General features: G+C 63.6%; 27 protein-coding genes. 12 read left to right on the top strand and 15 right to left on the bottom strand.

Annotated features, from left to right (window positions below; all coding sequences use genetic code 11):
- Positions 1–94: 94 nt before the first annotated feature.
- Together IVB46_RS14050 and ykgO are read right to left on the bottom strand one after the other, a co-directional pair.
- Positions 95–751 carry a tetratricopeptide repeat protein gene (locus IVB46_RS14050; RefSeq protein ID WP_094184308.1) on the bottom strand — a complete coding sequence of 219 codons (657 nt, stop codon included), beginning with the start codon at positions 749–751 and terminating at the stop codon, positions 95–97.
- A gap of 107 nt (positions 752–858) precedes the next feature.
- Positions 859–984, bottom strand: a complete 126-nt coding sequence (gene ykgO / locus IVB46_RS14055; protein ID WP_006611362.1) for a type B 50S ribosomal protein L36 — start codon at positions 982–984, stop codon at positions 859–861.
- A 329-nt stretch (positions 985–1,313) separates the two neighbouring features.
- Here ykgO and IVB46_RS14060 point away from each other — a divergent pair, with 329 nt between their 5' ends.
- A complete protein-coding gene (locus tag IVB46_RS14060) occupies positions 1,314–2,198 on the top strand; it encodes an amidohydrolase family protein (protein ID WP_028147972.1) in 885 nt (294 codons plus the stop codon).
- A 98-nt stretch (positions 2,199–2,296) separates the two neighbouring features.
- On the opposite strand, the gene IVB46_RS14065 is transcribed toward IVB46_RS14060, so the two are convergent.
- The 3 genes from IVB46_RS14065 to IVB46_RS14075 form a co-directional block, all read right to left on the bottom strand.
- Complete coding sequence (locus tag IVB46_RS14065) at positions 2,297–2,794, bottom strand: heme-binding protein (RefSeq protein ID WP_247315565.1); 498 nt, start codon at positions 2,792–2,794, stop codon at positions 2,297–2,299.
- 38 nt (positions 2,795–2,832) lie between these two features.
- Entirely contained in the window at positions 2,833–3,426 is a 594-nt protein-coding gene (locus IVB46_RS14070) for a hypothetical protein (RefSeq protein ID WP_247315566.1), read from the bottom strand.
- Between the two features lie 71 nt (positions 3,427–3,497).
- The gene (locus IVB46_RS14075) at positions 3,498–4,094 is read right to left on the bottom strand and encodes a Fe-Mn family superoxide dismutase (RefSeq protein WP_028147969.1); all 597 of its coding nucleotides are present in this window, start codon (positions 4,092–4,094) and stop codon (positions 3,498–3,500) included.
- A 532-nt stretch (positions 4,095–4,626) separates the two neighbouring features.
- Here IVB46_RS14075 and IVB46_RS14080 point away from each other — a divergent pair.
- The 3 genes from IVB46_RS14080 to IVB46_RS14090 all read left to right on the top strand — a co-directional run bounded on the left by IVB46_RS14080 (position 4,627) and on the right by IVB46_RS14090 (position 6,922).
- Positions 4,627–5,358: a haloacid dehalogenase type II gene (locus IVB46_RS14080; protein ID WP_247315568.1), complete on the top strand. Its 732-nt coding sequence runs from the start codon at positions 4,627–4,629 to the stop codon at positions 5,356–5,358.
- Positions 5,359–5,399: 41 nt separating this feature from the next.
- Entirely contained in the window at positions 5,400–5,867 is a 468-nt protein-coding gene (locus tag IVB46_RS14085; RefSeq protein WP_247315569.1) for a YbaK/EbsC family protein, read from the top strand.
- A gap of 188 nt (positions 5,868–6,055) precedes the next feature.
- Positions 6,056–6,922, top strand: a complete 867-nt coding sequence (locus IVB46_RS14090) for an adenylate/guanylate cyclase domain-containing protein (RefSeq protein ID WP_247315571.1) — start codon at positions 6,056–6,058, stop codon at positions 6,920–6,922.
- A 72-nt stretch (positions 6,923–6,994) separates the two neighbouring features.
- Here the strand turns inward: IVB46_RS14090 and IVB46_RS14095 are convergent, their stop codons facing one another.
- Both IVB46_RS14095 and IVB46_RS14100 read right to left on the bottom strand, forming a co-directional pair.
- Entirely contained in the window at positions 6,995–7,348 is a 354-nt protein-coding gene (locus IVB46_RS14095; protein ID WP_063985643.1) for a cysteine rich repeat-containing protein, read from the bottom strand.
- A 95-nt stretch (positions 7,349–7,443) separates the two neighbouring features.
- On the bottom strand, positions 7,444–8,430 hold the full coding sequence (locus IVB46_RS14100) for a tripartite tricarboxylate transporter substrate binding protein (RefSeq protein ID WP_247315892.1): 987 nt from the start codon (positions 8,428–8,430) through the stop codon (positions 7,444–7,446).
- A gap of 150 nt (positions 8,431–8,580) precedes the next feature.
- Between IVB46_RS14100 and IVB46_RS14105 the strand changes: the two genes are divergently transcribed.
- Positions 8,581–8,838, top strand: coding sequence for a hypothetical protein (locus IVB46_RS14105; protein ID WP_247315573.1), 258 nt, complete (start codon positions 8,581–8,583; stop codon positions 8,836–8,838).
- Between the two features lie 128 nt (positions 8,839–8,966).
- Here the strand turns inward: IVB46_RS14105 and IVB46_RS14110 are convergent, their stop codons facing one another.
- Positions 8,967–9,488, bottom strand: a complete 522-nt coding sequence (locus IVB46_RS14110; RefSeq protein ID WP_247315575.1) for a transposase — start codon at positions 9,486–9,488, stop codon at positions 8,967–8,969.
- 129 nt (positions 9,489–9,617) lie between these two features.
- Positions 9,618–10,556, bottom strand: a complete 939-nt coding sequence (locus tag IVB46_RS14115; RefSeq protein ID WP_028147962.1) for a LysR family transcriptional regulator — start codon at positions 10,554–10,556, stop codon at positions 9,618–9,620.
- 117 nt (positions 10,557–10,673) lie between these two features.
- On the opposite strand from IVB46_RS14115, the gene IVB46_RS14120 reads away from it, so the two are divergent.
- The 4 genes from IVB46_RS14120 to IVB46_RS44890 all read left to right on the top strand — a co-directional run bounded on the left by IVB46_RS14120 (position 10,674) and on the right by IVB46_RS44890 (position 13,202).
- Positions 10,674–11,426: an SDR family oxidoreductase gene (locus IVB46_RS14120; protein ID WP_247315577.1), complete on the top strand. Its 753-nt coding sequence runs from the start codon at positions 10,674–10,676 to the stop codon at positions 11,424–11,426.
- A 50-nt stretch (positions 11,427–11,476) separates the two neighbouring features.
- Entirely contained in the window at positions 11,477–12,175 is a 699-nt protein-coding gene (locus IVB46_RS14125; protein WP_247315580.1) for a pirin family protein, read from the top strand.
- A gap of 163 nt (positions 12,176–12,338) precedes the next feature.
- A complete protein-coding gene (wrbA, locus tag IVB46_RS14130) occupies positions 12,339–12,938 on the top strand; it encodes an NAD(P)H:quinone oxidoreductase (RefSeq protein WP_208084459.1) in 600 nt (199 codons plus the stop codon).
- 129 nt (positions 12,939–13,067) lie between these two features.
- Positions 13,068–13,202: a hypothetical protein gene (locus IVB46_RS44890; protein WP_256468604.1), complete on the top strand. Its 135-nt coding sequence runs from the start codon at positions 13,068–13,070 to the stop codon at positions 13,200–13,202.
- A gap of 15 nt (positions 13,203–13,217) precedes the next feature.
- Here the strand turns inward: IVB46_RS44890 and IVB46_RS14135 are convergent, their stop codons facing one another.
- Both IVB46_RS14135 and IVB46_RS14140 read right to left on the bottom strand, forming a co-directional pair.
- Complete coding sequence (locus tag IVB46_RS14135) at positions 13,218–14,102, bottom strand: methyltransferase (protein WP_247315583.1); 885 nt, start codon at positions 14,100–14,102, stop codon at positions 13,218–13,220.
- A 113-nt stretch (positions 14,103–14,215) separates the two neighbouring features.
- Positions 14,216–14,692: an Lrp/AsnC family transcriptional regulator gene (locus IVB46_RS14140; RefSeq protein WP_014491880.1), complete on the bottom strand. Its 477-nt coding sequence runs from the start codon at positions 14,690–14,692 to the stop codon at positions 14,216–14,218.
- A 122-nt stretch (positions 14,693–14,814) separates the two neighbouring features.
- Here IVB46_RS14140 and IVB46_RS14145 point away from each other — a divergent pair, with 122 nt between their 5' ends.
- Positions 14,815–15,354, top strand: a complete 540-nt coding sequence (locus tag IVB46_RS14145) for an alpha/beta fold hydrolase (RefSeq protein WP_247315586.1) — start codon at positions 14,815–14,817, stop codon at positions 15,352–15,354.
- Positions 15,355–15,375: 21 nt separating this feature from the next.
- On the opposite strand, the gene IVB46_RS14150 is transcribed toward IVB46_RS14145, so the two are convergent.
- From IVB46_RS14150 to IVB46_RS14160, 3 genes are all read right to left on the bottom strand, one after another.
- Positions 15,376–16,518 carry a GNAT family N-acetyltransferase gene (locus IVB46_RS14150; RefSeq protein ID WP_247315588.1) on the bottom strand — a complete coding sequence of 381 codons (1,143 nt, stop codon included), beginning with the start codon at positions 16,516–16,518 and terminating at the stop codon, positions 15,376–15,378.
- 117 nt (positions 16,519–16,635) lie between these two features.
- Positions 16,636–17,988, bottom strand: a complete 1,353-nt coding sequence (locus IVB46_RS14155; protein WP_247315591.1) for an O-antigen ligase — start codon at positions 17,986–17,988, stop codon at positions 16,636–16,638.
- 50 nt (positions 17,989–18,038) lie between these two features.
- Positions 18,039–19,106, bottom strand: coding sequence for a glycosyltransferase family 1 protein (locus tag IVB46_RS14160; protein WP_247315594.1), 1,068 nt, complete (start codon positions 19,104–19,106; stop codon positions 18,039–18,041).
- A 248-nt stretch (positions 19,107–19,354) separates the two neighbouring features.
- Here IVB46_RS14160 and IVB46_RS14165 point away from each other — a divergent pair, with 248 nt between their 5' ends.
- Positions 19,355–20,341 (top strand): glycosyltransferase, encoded by a 987-nt coding sequence (locus IVB46_RS14165; RefSeq protein WP_247315894.1) that lies wholly within the window; start codon positions 19,355–19,357, stop codon positions 20,339–20,341.
- A 6-nt stretch (positions 20,342–20,347) separates the two neighbouring features.
- On the opposite strand, the gene IVB46_RS14170 is transcribed toward IVB46_RS14165, so the two are convergent.
- Positions 20,348–21,376, bottom strand: a complete 1,029-nt coding sequence (locus IVB46_RS14170) for a glycosyltransferase family 2 protein (RefSeq protein WP_247342995.1) — start codon at positions 21,374–21,376, stop codon at positions 20,348–20,350.
- A 396-nt stretch (positions 21,377–21,772) separates the two neighbouring features.
- On the opposite strand from IVB46_RS14170, the gene IVB46_RS14175 reads away from it, so the two are divergent.
- A complete protein-coding gene (locus IVB46_RS14175) occupies positions 21,773–22,573 on the top strand; it encodes a class I SAM-dependent methyltransferase (RefSeq protein ID WP_247315599.1) in 801 nt (266 codons plus the stop codon).
- Positions 22,574–22,660: the final 87 nt, after the last annotated feature.

Consider the following 22,660-nt stretch of genomic DNA (forward strand, 5'->3'; position numbering starts at 1 on the left):
GCTGATCAATCTTCCAGGGCCGAAAATACTTGCTCATGGACGCAAATAGAATCAGACTCCCGACCAATTGAACAGGGACTACTCGGACAGGCTCCTAGATGTCGCGGCCTTCGACCTTCTCGGTCAGCGCCTTGACCTGCTCGGGGATCTTCTCGAGGTGCGGATTGACGGCCAGCGCCTTGCGGTAGGCCTCGAGCGCACGTTTCTCGTCACCGACCTCCTGCATGATCATGCCGAGGCCTGCGAGCGCGCCGAAATGGCGAGGCTCCCGGATCAGCACCTCGCGGATGTCGGCAAGCGAGCGGCCGTAGTCATTCTGCATGTAGTAGAGCGTGGCGCGCCGGTTCCAGGCCTCGATGTAGTCGGGCCTGAGCTTGATCACCGAATCCAGCAGCTTGATCGCGATGTCGATCTTCTGCGCGTCGACCGCGGTCTTGGCCCGTGCCATCAACAGCGATGCGGTGTCGCTCGGGGTCTGGATCCAGATCGCCCAGATCCGCGCCTCGACATGCTTGGCGCTGGCCTCGTCGGGCGCGGCCTTCAGCGCGCCGAACAGGAAATCGAGATTCTTGCTGCGGTCGACCTTGGGCAGCTTGGCCGGCGCCTCCGGCAGCTTCTTCTGTTCCTTGCCGGGAGGGGCAGGCAGCTCTTTCTGCGCCAGGGCTGGCGTAAGGCCAGTGGCGCCCAGCACAAGGGCCAGACACAGGGTGCGCGCGAAAGGGAAGCTCACTGCCAGGAATCTCACTGCCATGCGCAAAGTCTAAACGCGCAAAGCCGCCCTTGCAAAGCAAAGGCGGCGTCAAACTCGTGTGAGCCGTGGTCTTGCGGGGCGCGCGCGAGGCGACCGCGAGGGCAATATCAGCCCTGGCGAGCCTTGAAGCGGCGCTGCACCTTATTGATCACATAGACCCGGCCCTTGCGGCGGACCAGGCGGTTGGCGCGATGGCGACCGCGCAGCGACTTCAACGAGTTACGGACCTTCATGGCAGAATCCTGAACGTTCGAAAGGCCGTGTTCGGCACTACCGTTTCGGCACGCGCGAATGTGGCAAAATGAGATCTTTCCCGCTGGCGGACCGACCGCCCGGGACGGGGCGGTTCTTAAGGCATGGGAGGACCGGATGTCAATGTTAACTGCCCGGTTCCGAACCAGCAAATTCTGGAAAACAACCCCATGCAAAGTAGAAAGCAAGTAGAAACGGCCGGATCGGCCCGATCTACGCATTTGTCGACTTGGGGCTTCGCTTCGACGACGTGCCTTGCCAAATTCGTTATATCATATAATCAATTCGTCAACCCGTCGGGAGGAAACCAATGCCGAAGCTGAAGCTGCCCAACATCGACGATGTCGTCGCCATCGACATCCACACCCACGCCGAGGAGCCCTGCGGCACCCATCCCGACGACGGCTATGACGATTTCCAGGCGCAGATGGCGGACTATTTCAAGTCGCCGCACAAGCATCCGCCGACCGTGCCGGAGACCGCGGCCTACTACCGCTCCAAGAATATCGCCGCGGTGATCTTTCCGGTCGATGCCGAGCGCGAGACCGGCTTCCGCCGCTACAAAAATGAGGAGATGCTGGAGATCGCCTCCGACCATCTCGACGTCCTCATCCCCTTCGTCTCGATCGACCCGCACAAGGGCAAGCTCGGCGTGCGCGAGGCGCGCAAGCTGATCGAGGAATACGGCGTCCGCGGCTTCAAATTCCATCCGACCATGCAGGGCTTTTACGCCAACGACCGCATGGCCTATCCGCTCTACGAAGAGATCAACAATGGCGGCGCGATCGCGCTGTTCCACACCGGCCAGACCGGTGTCGGCTCGGGCATGCCCGGCGGGATGGGCATGCGGCTGAAATATTCCAACCCGATGTACATGGACGACGTCGCGGCTGACTTCCCCGACCTCAAGATCATCCTCGCCCACCCCTCCTTCCCCTGGCAGGAGGAAGCGCTGTCGGTCGCGACTCACAAGCCGAACGTCTACATCGACCTCTCGGGCTGGTCGCCAAAGTATTTCCCGCCGATCCTGGTGCGCTATATCAACTCGATCCTTCAGGACAAGATGCTGTTCGGCTCGGACTGGCCGGTGATCACGCCGGACCGCTGGCTGTCGGACTTCGCCAAGATCGAGATCCGCGACGAGATCCGGCCGAAGGTGCTGAAGGCCAACGCGCGCAGGCTGCTGGGGATCTAGCCGCGTACTCATCGCCACGGCGCATTGAGGGCTTCGACCGGTTGCCGAAGCCCTCACGCTCAGGCGCTCAAGGCCTCGCTGAGGCGGGCAAGGCGGCCCTAGAACTCCAGCTTGTCGCGTATGGCGTCGATTCCGGCCCTGGCGCAGGCTTCGTCAGCATCACCGCCGGGCGCCCCAGACACACCGACGGCTCCGACCAGCGAACCGCCCGCTTCGACAATCAATCCGCCACCTATAATGACCGTGCCGGGGAGATTGCGGATACCGGCCTGCATCATGCCAGGTTGGCTGACGGCATTCAGTTCGGTGGTGCTGGTACGGAATGTTGCTGCGGTCCACGCCTTGCCCGAGGCCGTTGAAACGGTGTGAGCACCTGCGAACCTGTCACGAAGGATCACCTGTGTCCCCCCGAAGCGATCGACGACCGCGACGGCGACCTGGTACCCGCGTGATCGGCAATCGCCAAGCGATGCCCGGGCCAGATCAAGCGCCAGCTCGGGACTCAGGGATTTGTAGGTCGCGAGCGGCTCCTGCGCCGTTGCCGGGTGCGCGAGCATCAACAGGACGGTGGCCGCAAGCAGGGTTCGAGCGAGCATGGTTTCTCCGACGTGAGCGGGTCGACGCCGATGTTAACCTAGTTCAGCGCACCGTATGTCAGGTCGTCGAATACGGTGACACTGTCGGCCTTGGTCCACAAGCCGATCATGCCGGCGTCCCTGATCGATTCGTCCTCGACCTCGAACATTGGCTTGCCGTCATACGTCACCTTGAATAGCTTTCCCGCGAATTCGCAACGTAGGGAATGCCATTGACCTGACGGCACCGATACCTTGACGCCATAGCCGCCTTTCCGGCCGACAATATCGAGCGCGCTGCGAACGCCCTTGATCGTCTTGTAGAGCACAACATTGTCTTCAAGCGCGTTGGCCCGCACGACATAGTAATTGTCGGCATCCTTTGCGCGCCAGACAATACCGGCCGCGCGATCCTCGGAGCCTGCGATCGCCTTGAACTTGACCTCGACGAACCCGTCTAGGATGCTGGTGCCGTTCCTGAGCGCCAATGGAAACGTCGCCTGACCGGATTGTTTCAGGACGTTCGGCTTGCTTGGCGCCGTCGACTCCACCTCGACCGTCCATTTGGGCAGGCCACGACCCGTCATCGTCAGCGTCCAGCCTTCGGGCGCTGCGCCGGTTGCTGCGTTGTCAAAATTTACAGTTTCTGCCATCGCGTTTCCTTCCACCAACAATAGGAACAACGCCGCCCCCAAGAGCGCTACGCTCGTTTTTTGCACGACGTCTAAGCTTCCCGCCTGTATTGATCGTACAGTGTTGCAGCGTTGTCCCATTTGATCGCTTCCATATAGATGTCGACATATTTCGCGGCCGCGGCGCCATAATCCATGTGATAGGCGTGCTCATACATGTCGAGCACCAGTACTGGGCGTCCGCCGGCCAGCGTCGTCGTGTGGTCGGCGGCCCACTGATTGACCAGCCGCTTGTCGCGCGGCGAGTAGGAAAGAATCACCCAGCCGGAGCCGCCGCCTTCGGCCTTGCCCATGGCGGAGAACTCCGCGCGCCACCGCTCCATGCTGCCGAAATCGCGCGCGATCGCGTCGGCAAGTGGTGTGCTCGGCTTGCCGGCACCGCCGAGCCCGTCGAAATAGATTTCGTGGAGGATCATCGAGTTTGACGCGACGAGTTCCTCGCGCTTCAGGCCGTTGATGACGAAGTTCGGAGCTTTCGCGAAGTCGAGCTCGGCGAGTTGCGTTCCGATTGCGTTGAGTCGCTTTACGGCACCGACATAGTTGTTCTCGTAGTGGCTGACGAGCACCTTCTCCGAGATGCCGGCAATGGATTTCGGATCGAACGGCATCGGCTTGGGCTGGTATGTCATTGGCCTGGCTCCTGTTGGCTGATTGGCTTGCGCAAGGGCTTGCGTCCCCGCGAGTATTGCGGTCGATGCCGCGGCGGCCCCCACGCCCCTGATGAAGTCTCGGCGGTCGGTATTCGTCGTCATGGAGTCCTCCACGTCATCGTCGTCCCCGACTTGCCCGTGTGCTCGCTAGCTCTTGGTGCTCGCCGTCTTGTCGAGTGCGCAAATAGACCGCGCGGTCCTTGTCGATACGGACATCGACGAGGGTCGGCGCGCTGGCGGCACCAATTGACGGGACAATTTCTCTGATGAGATCGAGATGAAAGAAGACATGCGGCGTCCTTGGTGACCAGGACGCGATACTTGGGCATGTCGCCTCGCGGGGAGATCGCAAATCCCCGTACCCTGAATTAAACGCCTGCCGGCGGCAGTGTCAATCTGCTGCGCGAGGTCGACGGGGTGACGATTGTTTGAAGAAGGTTCCGACCTTGTCGAGTACCGGGCCGTTTCGGTATTGTCCGTGCGCCACCGCAAAGTCCCAAAGGAGCGAGCCATGAGCATCAAGGCCGTCGTCTTCGACGCTTACGGAACGCTGTACGACATCCAGTCGGTCGCAGAGATCACCGAGGATGCTTTTCCGGGCTATGGCGAGATCATCACGCAAATCTGGCGGATCAAGCAGCTCGAATACACCTGGTTGCGCTCGCTGATGCGGCGCTACCAGGATTTTGCGACCGTCACGCGCGACTCGCTCGCCTATACGCTGCGCCTGCTCGGGCTCGCCTACAAAGGCGAAGCGTTCGAGCGGGTGATCGAGAAATATCTGGATCTCGATCTCTACCCCGATGCAGCCGCCACGCTTGCGGCGCTGAAGCCGCGAAAACTCGCCATCCTCTCGAATGGCAGTCCGGACATGCTGAATGCGCTCGTGCGCAATTCCGGGCTCGACCGTCTGCTCGATGCCACCATCAGCGTGGATGCGAAGAAGGTCTTCAAGCCATCTCCAGAGGCCTACACGCTGATCGGCGAGGTGTTCGGCACCAGGCCGGATGAGGTTCTGTTCGTCTCGTCCAACCCCTGGGACGTCGCCGGCGCAAAGTCGTTCGGGCTGAACGTCGCCTGGATCGAACGCGTCACACCCGAGGCGATGGCGCTGGCTTGCGTCGAGAACGAACTCGTGGCACCGCTGACGATGTATAAGGCGATCCGGACCCAGATGGACGAGCTTGGGTTCGCGCCGGATCATCGTGTCCGCGCGCTCTCGGAACTGCCAACGATCGCCTAAGCATCGCCGCCCGCCCATGAGTCTGGAATGAGCTGTTTGGAATGAGCCTTCAATCCGTTCGCGCCTTCTTCGCCGAGAAAGCCCCCGACATCTCCGTCATCGAATCCCCGATCAGCTCGGCCACGGTGCCGCTGGCCGCCGAAGCCTATGGCGTCGAGCCCGGCCGGATCGCCAAGACCCTGTCGTTGCGCATCGGCGAGCGTGTGATCCTGATCGTTGCCGCCGGCACCTCGCGCATGGACAACAAGAAGGTCAAGGCTGCGTTCGGCGGCAAGCCGAAGATGCTGGGGCTGGAAGAGGTCGCCGAGATCACCGGCCACGAGGTCGGCGGCGTCTGCCCGTTCGGACTGAAGTCGCCGCTGCCAATCTATTGCGACGTGTCGCTGAAGGCGTTCGACGTAGTGGTCCCGGCCGCAGGGTCGACCCACAGCGCCGTGCGCATCGCGCCCGAGCGGATGGCGGAGCTCACCGCGGCCGAATGGGTCGATGTCTGCGAGCACAGGCCTTAAGGCGGCTCCGGCTGTACGCATGAATCGTGGCGCGGAGGACGGCCTCAGGTCGGTTTTGGCACCTGGCTGGCCGCAATTCGTTGCACGGTTATGACGATTTCGGGACTGGACAACCGGTCGTTGAGCCGCGATGGGGCCAGATGCGATGCCTGATGCAATTGCCGGTCAGGAAGGCTAGCATATGGACCATGACCGACGACAAGGTGAAACGACGATTGACCACCGTCCTGTGCGCTGACGTGCAGGGCTATTCCCGCCTCATGGAAGCAGACGAGACCGGAACGTTGGAGACGCTGCGCCGCTACCGCACTGCCTTTGCGGGACTGGTGGAGCGCCATGACGGCCGGATCGTGAATACCTGGGGCGATGCTGTGATCGCCGAGTTCGCCAGCGTCGTCGAGGCCGTGCAATGCGCGGTCGAAATTCAGCAGGAAATTTCCAACCAGGATTCGGACCCACCTCACGCGAACCCGATGCGGTTTCGCATCGGCATTAACCTCGGCGATGTGATGGTGGACGGGTCCGACATCTACGGCGACGGAGTCAATATCGCGTCGCGGCTGCAAGAGCTCGCCGAACCCGGCGGCGTTGTGATCTCAAGCTCCGTCTACGATCAGGTGCACAACAAATTGTCCGTTGGCTTCGACTGTCTCGGCCAGCGACCAATGAAGAACGTTGCTCCCATGACCAGCTATCGCGTGGCCATGAGCCGCCAAAGCGCTGGGCGACGGAGCTTCCCGGTTGACGAAAGCCTCCCTTCCCAGGGGCGGGCAGTTGCAGATTCGGAAACTGGCGCGCGATGGATTGATAGCAGGCACGAGCCATCCACCTGGATGGGCTTCGTCTCGGATTGGCTGGCGAAGCTGCCCCGCCCGGTCGCAGTGGCCCTCACGGTTTCGGGCTTTCTGATTCTGATCAACGTTTTCACCGGCATGCACAAGATCTGGTTCCATTGGCCAGTCGCAGCATTGCTCTTCGGCGCCCTCTTACGGACAGCGCTCCGGCAGCGACCCGAGCCGAACAGCAAGCGGGAGCGCCAAACGAGTCGGGAGTGAGACGGTCGCTTCAGGTTATGACTTGAGCATGACCTCTTCGGAAAATCGCATCACACTTTTCCGGATCATGCTCTAGTCGTTGTCATCATCATAGGGACGTGGTGGCGCGGCGACAGGCGGCGGCGCATTGTTGTAGCGCGGCGGCGGCACAGACCGGCCGCGCGGGACCGGCTGCTGCGGCTGGGCCTGGTTGTTCGACTGGAACACCGCCCGGCATGCGCTCGAAAGCTGCGGCGTGTTCTGCTGCAGGCAGGCCACAATGCGGTTCGTATCCGGAATCTGGTCGCTGCACAGGCGCCAGACATCCGGCGTGCACGCCATCTGCTGTTCCATTGTGCCGCGATAGTCCTGGGCTGATGCCGCGCCCTGCGCGACGATGCCGCTGACTGCAAGCGCCAGACCCAGCGCAATTCGCTCTGTTCGCATGTCCCGATCCTTCTCGCTTTCCTTGATTTGTCTTCAATCAATGAGACGCGGTCAGGTTCTGAACCAACAAAAAAATGTGAAAGTGCGACGGGAACCTATTCCACCCGGCCGATCTTCTTCACCGCCGCGATCAGCCGTGAGCTGTCCGTCGCCACGAATTGCGAGAATGCCGGCGCGTCCTGATAGGCGGCCAGACTGCCCGAGGCCTCGAAGCTCCTGAGCACATCCGGACTCGTCATCACCTTCGCCATCGCTTCGCGCAGGCGGCTCGCGACCGGCGCAGGAAGAGCGCTCTGTGCAAAGAGCCCGGCCCAGATGTACATCTCGACGTCCTTGTAGCCGAGCTCCTGAAAGGTCGGAACGTCGGGGAAGCTCGCGATGCGCTGTGCGCCGCAATTGCCGAGCACGCGCAGCTTGCCGTCGTCGACCTGCGGCTTCAGGGTGCCGGGCGCGGCTGCTATCGCCTGCACGGTGCCGCTGAGCAGCGCGGTCAGCGCCGGGCCCGCGCCGCGGAACGGAACATGCAGCAATTTGATGTCGGCGCTGCTCGCGAACATCTCCATCGCGACATGCAGCGTCCCGTAAGGACCGGACGAGCCGTAAGTGATCTGGCCCGGCCGTTTCTTCGCATCCTCGACGAAATCCTGCGCCGTCTTCCACGGCGCCGAGGCCGGCACAGCGAGCAGCGTCGGATCGGCCAGCACGCGCGCGATCGGCATGAACTGCGAGACCTCGTAGGCGACGGGTCGGTCGAACAGACGGTCGGCCTCGGGGAGCACGGCGAGCGAGGACAGCGTCATCAGCAGCGTGTAGCCGTCGGGCTCTGCACGCGCCGCCGCGGCATTGCCGACCGATCCGCCGCCGCCACCGGCGCGGTTGTCGACGATGACGGGCTTGCCGAGGATCCGCTCCAGCGCCATCGCGACCGGACGCGCGGCAAGATCGGCCTGACCGCCCGCCGGAAACGGCACGATCATGGTGATGTTGCGCACCGGATAGGCTTGCGCGAAGGCCTTGTCAGGTAAAGCAGCCCGCAACAACGGCAGTGCCGCAGCCGCGCGCAAGAGATCGCGTCGATCCATCATAGTCCCCTCGCCCCCGATTTTCTTTGTTTCGCTGGCAGCCTAACGCGCCGAGCGGCCAGAACAAGGCGTTTACGAAGTATTGACCATGTTCGGCCCGGCCCGGAACGCATCCGTGAACCCGCTGTTGCCCTCTTGAGGGAGTGAGTGATGCGGAATCTTGCGACCATCGACGTCGCCCTGGACGAGATGCTGGTGAATCTCGCAGCGATCGTCATGCAGCTTTCAAAGCCCGAATTGACGCGAACGCCGGAAGCGCGGCGCGCCTTGGCGCAATCGGTCCATCAATACGCCGCCTGCGCGGCACGCTCGACGGACCCACGCGTGCACGAATTGAAGACGCAGCTGGAAGGGACGCTGAAGCCTGCCTTGCGCATTGTCGCGATCAACGGCGTGAAGGTGTCGTGATCGGAAGTCGTAATCTGAAATGGTGGGCACGCTTCGCTTTGCCCACCCTACGATAGTTGTGCGGAGGATCGACGAGCGAGATCTCGTAGGGTGGGCAAAGGCGCGCTCTTCGCGCGCCGTGCCCACCATCATTCTCCGAACTGCCCCGCGATATGCCGCATATCCCCTCCCCAATCCACGGGGAGAGTGCCTTGGTCGACGTAGCGATGGAAGCTGCTGAGGGACCAATCGCGCGCACGCGTGACGAGGCCATGCTTCACTGGATTGAAGTGGATGTAATCGACGTGGCGCTCCAAGTCCGCGTCGTCTCGAATCGCGTGCTCCCAGTAGCGGCGCTGCCAAATGCCCTTCTCGCGCTTGAGCAGCTTACTCGCGGAGCGCTCTTGCGGTTCTAACCCTCGCGAAAAGCCGCCCTTGATCAGATTCCACCGCGACGAAAAATCGACGTCGCGGTCTGGAAGCGACCAAATGGCATGGAGATGGTCGGGCAGGATACAGATTGCGACCGTCTCGAACGGACGGCGCTGCTGGACAGTCTGGTAAATTCGCCTCAGGCGATCAACGTGATCCACCAGCAGAGTGCTTGAACGATCGGCGAGCACGACCGTAAAGAAGAATGTGCTGCCCTGTGCGCGCCGATATCGAGACATCTGCGATCCCATCAGGCAAAGGCGTGGGCACGCTTCGCTTTGCCCACCCTACGATAGCCGTTTGCAGGATAGACTAGCGAGATCACGTAGGGTGGGCAAAGCCGCAACGCGCCGTGCCCACCAAGGGATCTACCCCGCTTTGTTGACACCTTTCTTCGGCCGCCGCTTGCAGGTGCCCGGCAGTTTCGCCGCGAGAAAATCGCCGAGCGCTTCCACGCGTGCGGGGCGCGGGCCGCCGGGTGGCGTCACCAGATGCACGGCGCCTTCGGCCTGCTTCCAGTCTTTCAGGATCACCTCGACTTCGCCGGACGAAATCGCCTCGCCGACGATGAACTCGGGCAGCTCGGCGATGCCGAGGCCGGCGATCAGCGCCGGCATCACCGCTTCACCGTTGTTGACGCGAAGCTGTCCGCCCGGACGGACGCTGGCCTGCTCGCCTGCCGAATTGGTGTAGTTCCAGACATTGGGCGTGGAGAGATAGGCGTAGCTGAAGCATTTGTGTTCGGCGAGATGCATCGGATGCGTCGGCCGGCCATGTTTCTTGAGGTAGGACGGCGCGGCCACCGTGAAGCGCGGCATGGTGAAGAGCCGCCGTGCGATCAGCGAAGAGTCCGGCAGCCGCGCGATCCGCACCGCCATGTCAAAACCCTCGCCGATCAGATCGATCGTCGCATCGCTCAGATGCAGATCGACCGAGACCTCCGGATAGGTTTCGAAGAACTCCGGCAGCAACGGCGCCACCGCCTTGATCCCGAACGTCATGGGCACAGCGAGCCGGACCAGGCCGCGCGGCGCCACCGATTGCGCCAGCGCCTCGTTCTCGGCCGCCTCGCCGTCGACGAGCAGACGCGTGGCGCGTTCGGCGAGCTTGTGCCCGGCATCGGTCAGCGCCAGCCGCCGCGAGGTGCGGTTGAACAGCCGGGCACCGAGTCGTTCCTCCAGCCGCGTGACCGCCTTGGACACCGTTGCCTTGGACATCGCGAGCTCGCTCGCGGCCCCTGCAAACGACCGTAATTCCACGACTTTTGCGAAAATCGCGAGCGCCTCGAAATCGGGGAGTTTTGCCATGTGCGCCGGTCCAATTGGGGTATTCTGGGAAACAATGCGTTTCAACAGTTTCTATTTCTATACCACAGACGGAGGCTTATCCAAGAGTCACCAGACATTCAGGAATGGAGAAATCCAATGAACAAGAAGCTCTCAGGCAAGGTTGCCCTCGTCACCGGCGGCTCGCGCGGCATCGGCGCGGCCTCGGCCCGCGCTCTCGCCGATGAAGGCGCGGATGTCGCCATCAGCTATGTCGCCTCGCCCGAAAAGGCCGAAGCGGTCGTCACCGAACTGAAGGCCCGCGGCGTCAAGGCCCGCGCTTTCAAGGCCGATCAGGCCTCGGCCAAGGACGTGACGCAGCTCGTCAATGACGTCGCCAGGGAATTCGGCCATCTCGACATCCTCGTCAACAATGCCGGCGTTGCCGCCGGCGGCGCGATCGACGATGCGAAGGCTGACACGGCCGCGCTCGAGCGGCAGGATTCCATCAACGTACACGGCGTTATCGCGGCGATCCGCGCTGCCTCGCAATTGATGGGCGAAGGCGGCCGCATCGTCACCGTCGGCTCCATGCTCGCCGACCGCGCCTCGTTCCCGGGGCTTGCCGACTACGTCGCCACCAAGGCAGCCGTCGTCGGCTACACCAAGGGCGCGGCACGCGACCTCGGCCCGCGCGGCATCACCGTGAACGTGGTGCAGCCCGGCTCGATCGACACCGACATGAACCCGAAGGACGGCGGCGAGTTCGCCGAGACGCAGCGCAAGCAGCACGCGCTGCAGCGCTTCGGCCGCCCCGAGGAAGTCGCCGCCGGCGTCGTGTTCCTCGCAAGCCCGGAAGCCTCCTTCGTCACCGGCACGGTGCTCAACGTCGACGGCGGGTTCGGCGCCTGATCAAGGCGGCAGCCGTTCAACCCAAAGGATCACACAAAGGAATTACGCAAATGATCGAACTCAGACCTTTCGCAAAGCTCGGCGGCGCCGATCACGGCTGGCTCAAGGCCAAGCACCATTTCTCCTTCGCCAGCCACTACGACCCGAACAACATGGGCCACGGCGCCCTGCGGGTGTGGAACGACGACGAGATCGCGCCGAACACCGGCTTTCCCGCCCATCCTCACGCCAACATGGAAATCATCACCTATGTGCGCGAGGGCGCGATCACCCATCAGGACAGCCTCGGCAACGAGGGCCGCACCGAAGCGGGCGACGTGCAGGTGATGAGCGCCGGCAGCGGCGTCCGCCACTCCGAATACAATCTGGAGCCGACCAAGACCCGGATCTTCCAGATCTGGATCGAACCGACCGCGCGTGGCGGCCAGCCGACCTGGGGCTCGAAGCCGTTTCCGAAGGCGGATCGTTCCGGCAAGCTCGTCACCATCGCCAGCGGCGACGAGAACGACAAGGACGCCTTGCCGATCCGCGCCAATGCACGGGTGCTGGCGACCACACTGAAGGCCGGCGAAACGGCTGAGTATTCAGCTCAGAAGTCGCGCCACCTTTATCTCGTGCCGGCGGCAGGCGCGGTCGAAATCAACGGCGTGCGCGTCAATGCCCGCGACGGCGCCGCGATCCGCGACGAGGACAGGCTGAAGATCACGGCTCTGGAAGATTCCGAGCTCGTGCTCGTCGACGCGGCTTAAGCGCTATCCGTCATGGCCGGGCTTGTCCCGGCCATCCACGCCCCTCCACCAGCAAGCAAGATCGTGGATGCCCGGGACATCTAGCGCGAAGACGCGCTTCGCGCTTCTGCCCGAGCATGACGTCCCCCACAAACAGTCAACATCGATCCCAACGGAGACCACCATGACCAAAGTTCTCGTCCTCTATTATTCCGCCTATGGCCACATCGAAGCGATGGCCAACGCTGTTGCCGAAGGCGCGCGCGAGGCCGGCGCCACCGTCGACATCAAGCGCGTGCCCGAGCTGGTGCCGGCCGAAGTCGCCAAGGCGTCCTATTACAAGGTCGATCAGGCAGCACCCGTCGCCAAGATTGAGGACCTCGTCAATTACGACGCAATCATCGTCGGCACCGGCACCCGTTTCGGCCGCATGGCCTCGCAGATGGCGAACTTTTTGGACCAGGCCGGCGGACTCTGGGCCAAGGGCGCTCTGCACGGCAAGGTCGGCGGCGCCTTCACCGCGAGCGCGACCCAGCATGGCGGCCAGGAGACGACGCTGTTCTCGATCATCACCAATTTGCTGCATTTCGGCATGGTCGTGGTCGGTCTGAACTATGGCTTTGCCGGCCAGATGAAGCTCGACGAGGTCACCGGCGGCGCCCCCTACGGCGCCACCACGATCACCGGCGGCGACGGCAGCCGCCAGCCCAGCGCCAACGAGCTCGCCGGCGCACGCTACCAGGGCCGCCAGATCGCGGAGACCGCCAAGAAACTTCATGGCTGAACTTCATGGCTGAGCGCAGTTAGACTTTACGTACGAACGACTGCATGGCTGATGCGACGGGGGCGGCATTCTCATTCGGGAATGCCGCCCCATCTACGTGGTCGGGATATTTGACCAAAAGCGATACGAATGGCTTTCGAACTCTTGTTGATCGCGCAGATGATCCGCAAGCCTGCGCAAGCATTGGCGCGGCGCTGGTATTGCCGCAGCCTGTTCCGCGCCTCGCGCGGCCGGCTGCATTGCGCCGGGTGCGCGAAATCGTAAGGCGCGAGCGATCCGTCACGCCTGCGTGAGGTCGGCGTGGGGCTTGATTGAATCCGTCGGAACGGGTGCCGCAGCCGTCGAAAGCCACCAGCCCTCACCGGCAAACCAGCATGTCTCGTCCGGAGCGCCGCCTCTGCGCAGCGACTGCACGCTCTCCCATCCTTTCGCGAACGCCTCGGCCAATCGCCGGCCGGCATCCGCGTCCTGCAGTCCCGCGCAGCCGATGAACTGGGCTCGACTCAGGAATTTCGCCGGCCAGACCGCGCCCTCGTCCGGGCGCGTGATCATCAACATGCCACCGAGCACGCCCTCCGGCGCCAACGGAAACACCAGCCGGCCGCCGGGCCGCAGCGCATCGAGCCATTCCGTGGCCGGCTGCGCCGCACCCGCACAGACATAGATCACATCCGCTCCCGGTAAATCGGACGCGATGCCCGAGCGATCTTCCAGCTCGACATGCCGGATGTGCTTCAGATTTTCGCGCGCGAGCGCCGCCAGGCCTTCGTCGATCTCATAGGCATGGACACGGCCCGAAGGTCCCGTGAGCTCGGCGAGAATGGCCGTGTAGTAGCCGCTGCCGGCGCCGATCTGGATCACCGTCTCGCCTTCCTTCACGCCACAGCCGCTGAGCCAATAGGCGTGCGCGCCCGGCATCCCGATATTGAGGCCGCGCGCCGGGTCCAGCGCCAGAAGCGTGTTCTGATAGAGGAAGGCGGGGTCGTCGTCGGGCGTCACGACGTAGGGATGGCCACCGACGGAGATCGACCATGGTCCGGGTCCGACGAAGGGTTCGCGCCTGACCGTGCGAAAGGCCTGCTCGATACGGGGATCCGTCGTCTTGGCTGCGGCGCAGATCAACTGTGCATAGAATGCGCGATATTTCGCCGAACGATCTTCCATGTCGCCTCCGGAAAGCGGAGACGACGATAGCACAACGCGCGCGATCATCGAAGCTCGGCGCAATCGAAGGCTTTGTGACAGCCCGGTGACGTGTCGATCGCGCGGGCCACGCCTCAACCGCGTTCGGTCTTCTTCCTGATGAGGTCTTTACCGATCGGTCGCGCCGGCTCGCTCCGCAGCACGAGCGAGGTCGTCACAGCGCCGAAGCCGGCGATACGATCCACGATCGTCTCCAGATCTTCCGGCGCCGGAACCAGCACCTTGAGCACGAAGCAATCATCGCCGGTCACGCGATGGACTTCGACGATGTGCGGAATCTCGCTGAACCGTTTGAGGCAGGTCTTGATGTGCTCATGCGAGGTGCGCAGGCGGACCAGCGCCATCAGGCCGAGCCCTAGCGCGCGCGGATTGATGCGGGCGCCGTAGCCTTCGATAATCCCGGCTTCCTCGAGCCGCTTCACGCGCTCGGAGATGGCCGGCTGAGACAGCCCGACGGAACGGCCGAGCTCGGACAGCGGCACGCGCGCATTGGCCTGCAATGCCTCCAGGATCTTCAGATCCTTGGTGTCAATGCTTCCGAAGCGATCCAAGACAATTCTCCATTCCACCTTGAGATCATCGGCAGATGATCTCTTTCGCCGATGACTTGCCATGTGACGCAGCACCAAGACCGGCCACACTGCACGTGCATCTCAGATATCACGGGACGATCATGCACGACATCATCACCTTGCCCGGCCTCGGCGGCTCCGCAGAGACTCATTGGCAGACACTCTGGGAGCGCAACGATACACGTTTCACGCGGTTTCAGCCGGCGAGCTGGGACCGGCCGGAGCTCGCCGATTGGGAGCAATCCCTGGATCAGGCGGTCGGGCGCTGCGCGAAGCCGCCCGTGCTGGTCGCGCACAGCCTCGCTTGCCTGCTGGTGGCGCACTGGGCCACGCGCTTCCCATCCACGATCGCGGGTGCTTTTCTGGTCGCGGTGCCCGATCCCGATGGCGCCAATTTTCCCGCGGAGGCGGCTGCGTTCAAGCCGGTGCCGGACCGCACGCTGCGCTTCCCCTCGCTCATCATCGCCAGCACCGACGATCCGTTTGGCAGGCTCGATAAGACGCAGCAGCGGGCGCGTGCCTGGAAGTCCGGTCTGATCGTGCTGGGCGCCCTTGGCCACATCAATGCGTCGAGCGGGCTCGGCGACTGGCCGCAGGGTCGCGCGCTGCTGGACGCCTTCAGTGCCGGCCTTTCGAGATGACGCAGGTACGGACGGCCTCCGTCACCGCATCTTGCGTATCGCCCGGCTGGCGACGGCGGCGAGCCTGGGATAGCGACGCAGGTTCTGCGCGGCATGGTCGCGCCATGCATAGGGAGCGCCGCGCCAGGACAGTGCGATGCTGACATCGGTCAATGCGACCTTCGCGGCGCCGAAGCGGCGCTTGTAGTCCTGGTTGCCGATGCTGAGATCGAAACGGCGCACGCCCTCTGCATGCAGCGCCGCCATGGTACGCTCTGTGACGAGCAGCCCCGGCGAGCAGTTCGACCATGAATCGCCGGCGTGGCTGATGCGCAGGAGGAAATAGCTCGCACCAAACCTGACACCGAACGTGGTGGCGACGACGGCCTCGTCGCAGACCAGCGCCGAGATGACGGCATAGCCTTCCGCGATACCCTGGCGGGCGACCTCGCGATAGAATCGGGCATGAACGTCGTCGTTGAGGACGAAGCGCGAGCCGAGCTTTCGCATGCGGGCCTGCTGCTGGACATCCATCACGTCCAGCAGCTCGCGCGCACGCGCGACATCCGTGGCGATCTCGAACCGCGCGCCGGCATGACGGCTGAAGACCCGCCAGCAGCGCGGCATCTGCATGCGCTTGATCGAGGCCCGATAGGCTTCATAGTCGTCGCCCGACAGCACGAGGTTGCCGTTGAGCGAGCAAGATCCGATCCGTCCGAGCGACACCAGCGGGTTCGGCTTGCCACCGACATGGGCCGGCATCTTCTTCAGCCGCAGCAGATCGAAGCGGTCGGGCAAGGCGCGCACCGCATCGACCAGCGCCCTGCCGATCGCATCCGTCCCCGCAGCGTCCAACCCGGCATCGAGCGCCAGGATCGGCGCGTTGTTGTCGGAGACGCCGAGGTCGGCGAATTCGACGATGCGGATGCCGCGCCTGATGTGGCTGATCATCGGCACCACCGCGATGTCCTTGCCGGTCGCGGCATCGGAGATCAATGCGATCAGCGGCGCAAAGTCGTGAAACGCCTCGTACCATGCGCCGAGCCAGTAACCGTGCTGGAATGCGGTGCGATGCCCCGCGCTCAGGCGCGATGCGGCCTGCCGCCAGTCACGCACGAAATCGACAGCGATTCCCGACGTGCTGGACACAAGACCATCTGATTGCTCGACGCTGAGAAACGTCATCCGCGGGACATGCGATTACTGAATGTTTCCAGATAGATTATGTTTGTCGCAGACCACAAGTGACGTAACGGCTTATCGTTAAGCCAACATCACTATCGCTTCGGCTGCGACAAGCTGTCAGCGCTCCGGTTCCGTCTGTTCAACGCATTGGAACCTGGCGAGGAAATGCAGGCCAGCCACTGCAAGCGCGAACATGAACCAGATCGGATTCTGCCGTTCGAGCAGGAAGGTCTCGGTGGCGCCGTAATACAGGCCAAACAGCCATATGGTGAGGAACAGTTTTGCCAGCGCGCGACTACGGTTGTGAGCCTGGGCTGACTGGAAATTGCCGAGCGGTGCGAGCACGAAGACGAGGATCACCAGCAACAGCCCCGGCAAGCCGATGGTGACCGCGAGGTCGAGATAGCTGTTGTGGCTGTGCGCGGCGGACGTCGCCCATTCGGATCCCTGAGCGGTCTGCCGCGCGGTCACGTCGTCCCAGAAGGCCGCATAGCCGTGACCGATGATCGGCTTCTCGGCGACGGCCGCGAGCGCAAACTCCCAGATGGCGGAACGGCCGGTGAAGGTGGGATCGAGCGGAAGCAGCCGCGTCAGCGTCCCGAGCGCCGGGCTCAAGACGCTGCCGACCGTCAGCAGGTTCATCACGATCAGCGGCACGAAGCAGATGAGCCGCTTCAGCCACAGGCCTGGCGTGACATAGACCAGCGAGGCGAGCCCGTAGATCGCAAGGCACAGCACCGTCGACGTCTTGCCGCCGGTGAAGATCAGGAAGATGCCGGCCAGCGCGGCGATCGCCGGTCCCATCACGAACGACCCGACGCCGCAGAGATAAATGCCGACATAGACCAGGATGGTCATCACCGGCGAAGCGATGTTCTTGTGGCCGAAGCTGCCGCGCCAGTCGCCGGCAAGCTGCGGCTCAGTGAGGTCGAGCGCGGTGTGCATCGAATATTGCGGCGCGAGGAAGACGCCGAGATAGCACAACACCAGCAGCACGAGCGCGGCGCCGCCAAGGCACAGGTTGAAAGTCCGCTGTGTCGGCGGCAGCAATGGCAACAGCACGGCGAGCGACGTCACGCTGACCGCCAGCACGAAGCGCTGGATCGAAACGCCGCGACTCTCGGAGAAGACGATGTTGATCAACAGCCAGCCGACCAGGCAAAGATGCAGCGGCGTCACCAGGCTCTTCAGCGCTGGCGCATCGGTGCCGGCGACGAACAACATCGCGACCGCCGCCAGCAGACCCCAGGAGATATAGGTGAGCGCCATGCGCCCGCCGACGACCGTGGTCACATCCTCGTTGCGAAGGTCGGGAAACGGATCGAGCGTGATCAGCACCAGCAGCAGCGCCGCAACCGCGACGAGGCAGCGCGCCGCCTGCGCGGCATTCAGCCCCGCGAGCCCATCGTGCAGGACGCGACCCAGCGTTCGGGTCTCGACGTCGGTCATGTCAGCGGCGCTGCGATCCATGCTTCGATCCATGGCTCAAGGCAGGTGGTGAAGCCGGGAAAGCTTTGGGTCTAGCCCATCCTTGTTAAGCATCCGTCAACCAATAGGCCCGAGGCCTGCGTTGCCGCCTGCGGGCGCACGATGCTGCGCGCGATCTCGTAATATTGCAGCGCCCGCTGCTCCAGCGTGAGATTGTCAAGCACGAAGCCGCGCGGATCGAACGCATCAGCGGTGCAGCCGGCCCAGAAACTGTCCCAGCCCGCCTCGAACCCCGCGATGTCGATGAACTTGGCGCCGCAGCGGTCATCCCAATACGGCACCGACGACACCGGCGCGAACTGGACGCGGTGCGGATAATAATCCGGGTCGCGCCACGGGCCGCCGGGATCCCATGCGAACACCGGCACGCCGCAGGACAGAGCCTGCTGATAGGCGATGCCCTGGCTTTCGTTCTGGCACAGGAAGATCATCGCGCGCGAGCGCGCCAGCGCGGCCTGATAGTCTTCTTCCTTGTAGCTGCCGTAGCGCAATTCCGTGAACGAGCGGCCCTCCTTGAGGAGGCGGGCGCGAACGGGCTCGATCAGCTCCGGCGCATAGCGCTCGCGGTCCCAATGGACCTTGTCGTAGATCAGGACGTCGACGGTCTTTTGCGACGGCGCCGACGGTGCCCAGAGATCCGTGTCGATGCCGATCGGCCAAGCCTCCGTGTCGGGCCAGTACGGCCGGTACATGTCGACGTACCAAGGGCCGGGCACCACGACCTTCTTCACCGGCAGCCGCTTGAACAGATCAGGATCGTCCAGCGGATGATTGTGGGCGGCGACGCCGAGCAGGATCGGATTCTTCCACGCGAACTTGTCGAGCAGGAAGGTGCGGCCAATGATGCAGGCAAGCTCGTCGGGATGTTGCGCGATGTAGCCGTAGTCGTTGACGCGGTAGCGGATGCCGAGCCGGTCGAGCCCTGCGCAGAGATTGAGGAACACGCGAAGCTGCCCGCTCATGCGCGGCTCGCCGAGCAGCATCCGGCGCGCCATGCGCCGCAGATGCCGGTCGCCGGGAAACCAGCGATCATCCTTGTCCTCGTAGAAGAGGTTGAGGACCATGGCATCGGGGTCGTGTTCGAACGTCTTTGCGGGCACTAGATCCATCCGCGGCAAACAGGTCCGCATTCTCGCATGGGACCGGCTGTCGCACTCTTCCAAATTTGCGACAGGCTTAATGCCCGCGGCTTAACGCTAATCTACGAAACCAGCGGCACGCAGGCCTTCGCGACAACGATTTGGCCGTAATGCGAGTATCATTCGCGCCGGGCCAATGTAGCGATTGATCGCAATGCCAGTCGGCAGATGCGCCCTGGTTAACAGACCTTTAAAGGCGAGCCGTGGCTCTGATCACCGCCGAAGATGTTCTCGATTTGCCGGCTACCTCGCGCGTCGTTCCGGCGCCGCGTCTCCCGCTGCCGGCCGGCTCAACCACATCGGTGTCCGTCGTCATTCCCGCCAAGAACGTTGCAGCCTATATCGGCGAAACCCTCGCCAGCGCACTGGCGCAAGGCGAGATCACCGAAGTGATCGTCGTCGATGACGGCTCGAGCGACGCCACCACGGCCATCGTCCGCGCCATTCGTGACCCGCGGTTGCGCCTGATGACCAACGACTCCGCCGGCGTATCCGCCGCGCGCAATCTCGGCGCACGATATGCGAGCGGCGAATGGCTGCTCTTCCTCGATGCCGACGACCGCCTGCGCCCCGGTGCGGTCGCGGCGCTGCTGGCGGCGGCCCGCAATGCTCCGCGCGCGGTTCTCGTCTACGGCGACTACAACACGATCGACAGCGAGGGACGGCAGATCGGCCGGCGGGGCCTGCTGAAGGGACGCCGCAAGCCGTCCGGCGACGTGCTGGCGCGACTCGCGGCGGGCAATTTCATCGTCAATGGCGGCATCGCGCTCGCACGAGCGGAGGCCTTCCGCGCCATCGGCGGCTTCGACACGTCCCTCAGATATTGCGAGGACTGGCATTGCTGGTGCCGCCTCGCCGCTATCGGCGAGTTCGAGTTCGCACCAAGGCTCCTGCTGGACTATCGCCTGCACACCGCCAACACCATGAATGCGGCCGTGCGGACGCCGAAGGACTTCTTCCCTGCGATCGCGCGGGTGTTCGACGATGGGCTGATCCTGGCGAGACTGCCCGAGGGCACGGCAGCCGGGCTGCGGCTGGCCGCCGAGATCCATCTTGTGACCTACTCGGCGATGCAGGCGGTCCGCTTCGGCAGATATCGCGACGCCCTCGCCTATCTCGGGATGGTCGGCCGGCGCTCGCTCAAATCGCTACCCCGCGCCGCGGTCAGGGTCGCCCTCGCCCGTTTGGGCATCTAACCCGCGTCACGACACGATTTTCGAGGCTTCATACGGCTTCGGTGCGAAGCCGAACGCTGCGAGCATGGAGCCAAGCGCGACCAGCGCGGGATGCATGGCGACGACGACCTTCGATGTCGCGAGCAGACGAGCGGAACGCACCAGCGACAGCGGCAGCCGTCCGAGCATCTGCGCGAACACTCGCGCCCGCGCGCCCGCGCTTGGTGCGGCCTTGTACTGCACGCGATAATTGATAGCGCCAATACGCAGGCCGCGCTTGGCGAGCCAGCCGAGGCTGGTGCGGCTTTGCGGCACGGTCTCGGTGATGACCGCCTCTGCCGTCCAGTGGAAGATCATGCCGGCGTCGCGGCACCGCACGAAGAAATCGCAGTCGCCGCCGCCGAGGAAATTGAAGCGCAGGTCGAAGGCGGGACGATCGAACCGCTCGAACGCCGCACGCGTGATCAGGCAGTTGCCACAGCCATAGATCAGCGGCACCGCGCCACTGTAGTCATAGGCGGGGCAGAAGGCGGGATGACGTGCCAGCCAGGGCTTGCTGTCGTCGTCGAAGACCGGCAGCACCGGCCCGCCGACCACGTCGGCGCCGGTCGCCTCCGCGGCGCGAACCATCAGCTCGAGCCAGTCGGGCGAAGCGATCTCGTCGTCGTCGATCATCAGGAAGCGGGTCGCGGCGGGAAACAGCGCCTGCGCCGTCTCGAAGGCGGCGTTGATCGCCTGGCAATTGCCCTGCCGCTTCTCGACCAGGCAAACGCCCTGGAGCCGGCCGTCGGCCAGATACTCCGCGGCAACCGGCGCGCTTTCGCGCCCCGCCGCGTCGTTCTCGACCATGACCACCGCGAAGGAGCGCGGCGTGCGCTGGCTCACGAGCGAGTCCAGTGTCAGCCGCAGATGGTGCGGGCGACGGAAGCAGGGAATACAGACGACGATGCCGACCGACAGGTCGATGACGCGGGAGCTCGCCGCGATCTCCCGGTTGGGATCGCGAACGGCATCCAAGATCCGGCTGGCGGAAAGGTCTGTCGGGATCAGCGTCATGGCATCCAAAATGTCCGAGATGTATTGAAAAAGCCCTGCGTCAATAGCGCAGGAATCGGCGCTGTCCTGCGACGGAACATCGACGCGGGACAGATCAGTCCCAAAATGAACGGCGGGCCCGAGGCTCGCGACGGCGCTACGCCGCCGATTTCCCGCCCTCCATACGCTTAACCGCTTTTGCGCGTTTCTCCTGCAAATTCCTGCATACGTGATAGTGCAATTCGCAGTCCATCACGCGGACAACAGCCCAACATGGACAATGCCGTAGTTAACGCCTGCCCGCATTAACCCGACCGTAAGCACCGCGACCGGTGAAGCGGCGCGGCACCGGATTTGCTCTTCGGGCATGCGAGATTTTTCCTGTAAATTTGAGTCGAACAAGCGCGGTCAGAAAAAATGAACAAGCCAGCCTCGATCGATTTCGCGACAGCCACGGCGATCCAAATCCCAGCGGCCGGTGCACGCACCCAGGCGCTGCACGATCTGGTCCCCGGCGAAGCCCGCAACAGCCTGCTCGCCGTCCACGACATGCTGCGCCGCGAACTACCGCAGGGCCAGCTCGCCACCTACGAGGCCGGCGGCGGCTCGTGCAGCGTCCTGCCACCGGAGCTGCTCAACCGCAGCAGGGTCACCGTCGTCGATATCGACGAGGATCAGGTCCGCAACAACACTTACGCGGACGAGGCGATCCTAGGCGACGTGCAGACTTACAGCTTTGGACGCGAAACCTTCGATCTGGTGATCTGCTACAACGTGATCGAGCATCTGCCCCATGTCGATGCCGCGCTCCTGAATTTCCGCGACGCACTCAAGCCCGGCGGAATGATCCTGATCGGCGCACCCAATCCGCGCTCGCTGTCGGGCGTCGTCACCAAATATTCGCCGCACTGGTTTCACGTCTGGTTCTACCGGAATATCCGCGGCATCAAGGATGCCGGCCTGCCCGGCGAGCCGCCGTTCCCGACCTTCTTCCATCCGCTGGTGACGCTGCCGCGGCTCGAAGCATTCGCCGCATCCAACGGCCTCGAGATGATCTACCGCCGCGAGGTCGAGAGTCCGCGCTATCCCGAGATGCGCCGGCGCAAGCCGCTGTTCGCCGCTCTGGTCGATGCCGCCGCCGCCGTGATGAACGCCGTGCTGCCGGGCGGGATCGACGTTCGCCGCGGTGATTACCACGTCATTCTGCGGAAGCGCTGACAATCATGGCACGCGCGCGGTCCATCGCAGGACGAGTGACGCCTTGCGGCATCGCTGCGCGCGGTAACGAACCGTTAATCCCTTGGG

The organism is Bradyrhizobium sp. 61 (assembly GCF_023073075.1).
GTDB lineage: Bacteria > Pseudomonadota > Alphaproteobacteria > Rhizobiales > Xanthobacteraceae > Bradyrhizobium > Bradyrhizobium barranii.

What these genes read in the sequence shown, in the direction of transcription:
- IVB46_RS14050 (WP_094184308.1), bottom strand. Translation starts at nt 751, where the DNA reads ATGGCAGTGAGATTCCTGGCAGTGAGCTTCCCTTTCGCGCGCACCCTG.
- ykgO (WP_006611362.1), bottom strand. Translation starts at nt 984, where the DNA reads ATGAAGGTCCGTAACTCGTTGAAGTCGCTGCGCGGTCGCCATCGCGCC.
- IVB46_RS14060 (WP_028147972.1), top strand. Translation starts at nt 1,314, where the DNA reads ATGCCGAAGCTGAAGCTGCCCAACATCGACGATGTCGTCGCCATCGAC.
- IVB46_RS14065 (WP_247315565.1), bottom strand. Translation starts at nt 2,794, where the DNA reads ATGCTCGCTCGAACCCTGCTTGCGGCCACCGTCCTGTTGATGCTCGCG.
- IVB46_RS14070 (WP_247315566.1), bottom strand. Translation starts at nt 3,426, where the DNA reads ATGGCAGAAACTGTAAATTTTGACAACGCAGCAACCGGCGCAGCGCCC.
- IVB46_RS14075 (WP_028147969.1), bottom strand. Translation starts at nt 4,094, where the DNA reads ATGACATACCAGCCCAAGCCGATGCCGTTCGATCCGAAATCCATTGCC.
- IVB46_RS14080 (WP_247315568.1), top strand. Translation starts at nt 4,627, where the DNA reads ATGAGCATCAAGGCCGTCGTCTTCGACGCTTACGGAACGCTGTACGAC.
- IVB46_RS14085 (WP_247315569.1), top strand. Translation starts at nt 5,400, where the DNA reads ATGAGCCTTCAATCCGTTCGCGCCTTCTTCGCCGAGAAAGCCCCCGAC.
- IVB46_RS14090 (WP_247315571.1), top strand. Translation starts at nt 6,056, where the DNA reads ATGACCGACGACAAGGTGAAACGACGATTGACCACCGTCCTGTGCGCT.
- IVB46_RS14095 (WP_063985643.1), bottom strand. Translation starts at nt 7,348, where the DNA reads ATGCGAACAGAGCGAATTGCGCTGGGTCTGGCGCTTGCAGTCAGCGGC.
- IVB46_RS14100 (WP_247315892.1), bottom strand. Translation starts at nt 8,430, where the DNA reads ATGGATCGACGCGATCTCTTGCGCGCGGCTGCGGCACTGCCGTTGTTG.
- IVB46_RS14105 (WP_247315573.1), top strand. Translation starts at nt 8,581, where the DNA reads ATGCGGAATCTTGCGACCATCGACGTCGCCCTGGACGAGATGCTGGTG.
- IVB46_RS14110 (WP_247315575.1), bottom strand. Translation starts at nt 9,488, where the DNA reads ATGTCTCGATATCGGCGCGCACAGGGCAGCACATTCTTCTTTACGGTC.
- IVB46_RS14115 (WP_028147962.1), bottom strand. Translation starts at nt 10,556, where the DNA reads ATGGCAAAACTCCCCGATTTCGAGGCGCTCGCGATTTTCGCAAAAGTC.
- IVB46_RS14120 (WP_247315577.1), top strand. Translation starts at nt 10,674, where the DNA reads ATGAACAAGAAGCTCTCAGGCAAGGTTGCCCTCGTCACCGGCGGCTCG.
- IVB46_RS14125 (WP_247315580.1), top strand. Translation starts at nt 11,477, where the DNA reads ATGATCGAACTCAGACCTTTCGCAAAGCTCGGCGGCGCCGATCACGGC.
- wrbA (WP_208084459.1), top strand. Translation starts at nt 12,339, where the DNA reads ATGACCAAAGTTCTCGTCCTCTATTATTCCGCCTATGGCCACATCGAA.
- IVB46_RS44890 (WP_256468604.1), top strand. Translation starts at nt 13,068, where the DNA reads ATGGCTTTCGAACTCTTGTTGATCGCGCAGATGATCCGCAAGCCTGCG.
- IVB46_RS14135 (WP_247315583.1), bottom strand. Translation starts at nt 14,102, where the DNA reads ATGGAAGATCGTTCGGCGAAATATCGCGCATTCTATGCACAGTTGATC.
- IVB46_RS14145 (WP_247315586.1), top strand. Translation starts at nt 14,815, where the DNA reads ATGCACGACATCATCACCTTGCCCGGCCTCGGCGGCTCCGCAGAGACT.
- IVB46_RS14150 (WP_247315588.1), bottom strand. Translation starts at nt 16,518, where the DNA reads ATGACGTTTCTCAGCGTCGAGCAATCAGATGGTCTTGTGTCCAGCACG.
- IVB46_RS14155 (WP_247315591.1), bottom strand. Translation starts at nt 17,988, where the DNA reads ATGGATCGCAGCGCCGCTGACATGACCGACGTCGAGACCCGAACGCTG.
- IVB46_RS14170 (WP_247342995.1), bottom strand. Translation starts at nt 21,376, where the DNA reads ATGACGCTGATCCCGACAGACCTTTCCGCCAGCCGGATCTTGGATGCC.
- IVB46_RS14175 (WP_247315599.1), top strand. Translation starts at nt 21,773, where the DNA reads ATGAACAAGCCAGCCTCGATCGATTTCGCGACAGCCACGGCGATCCAA.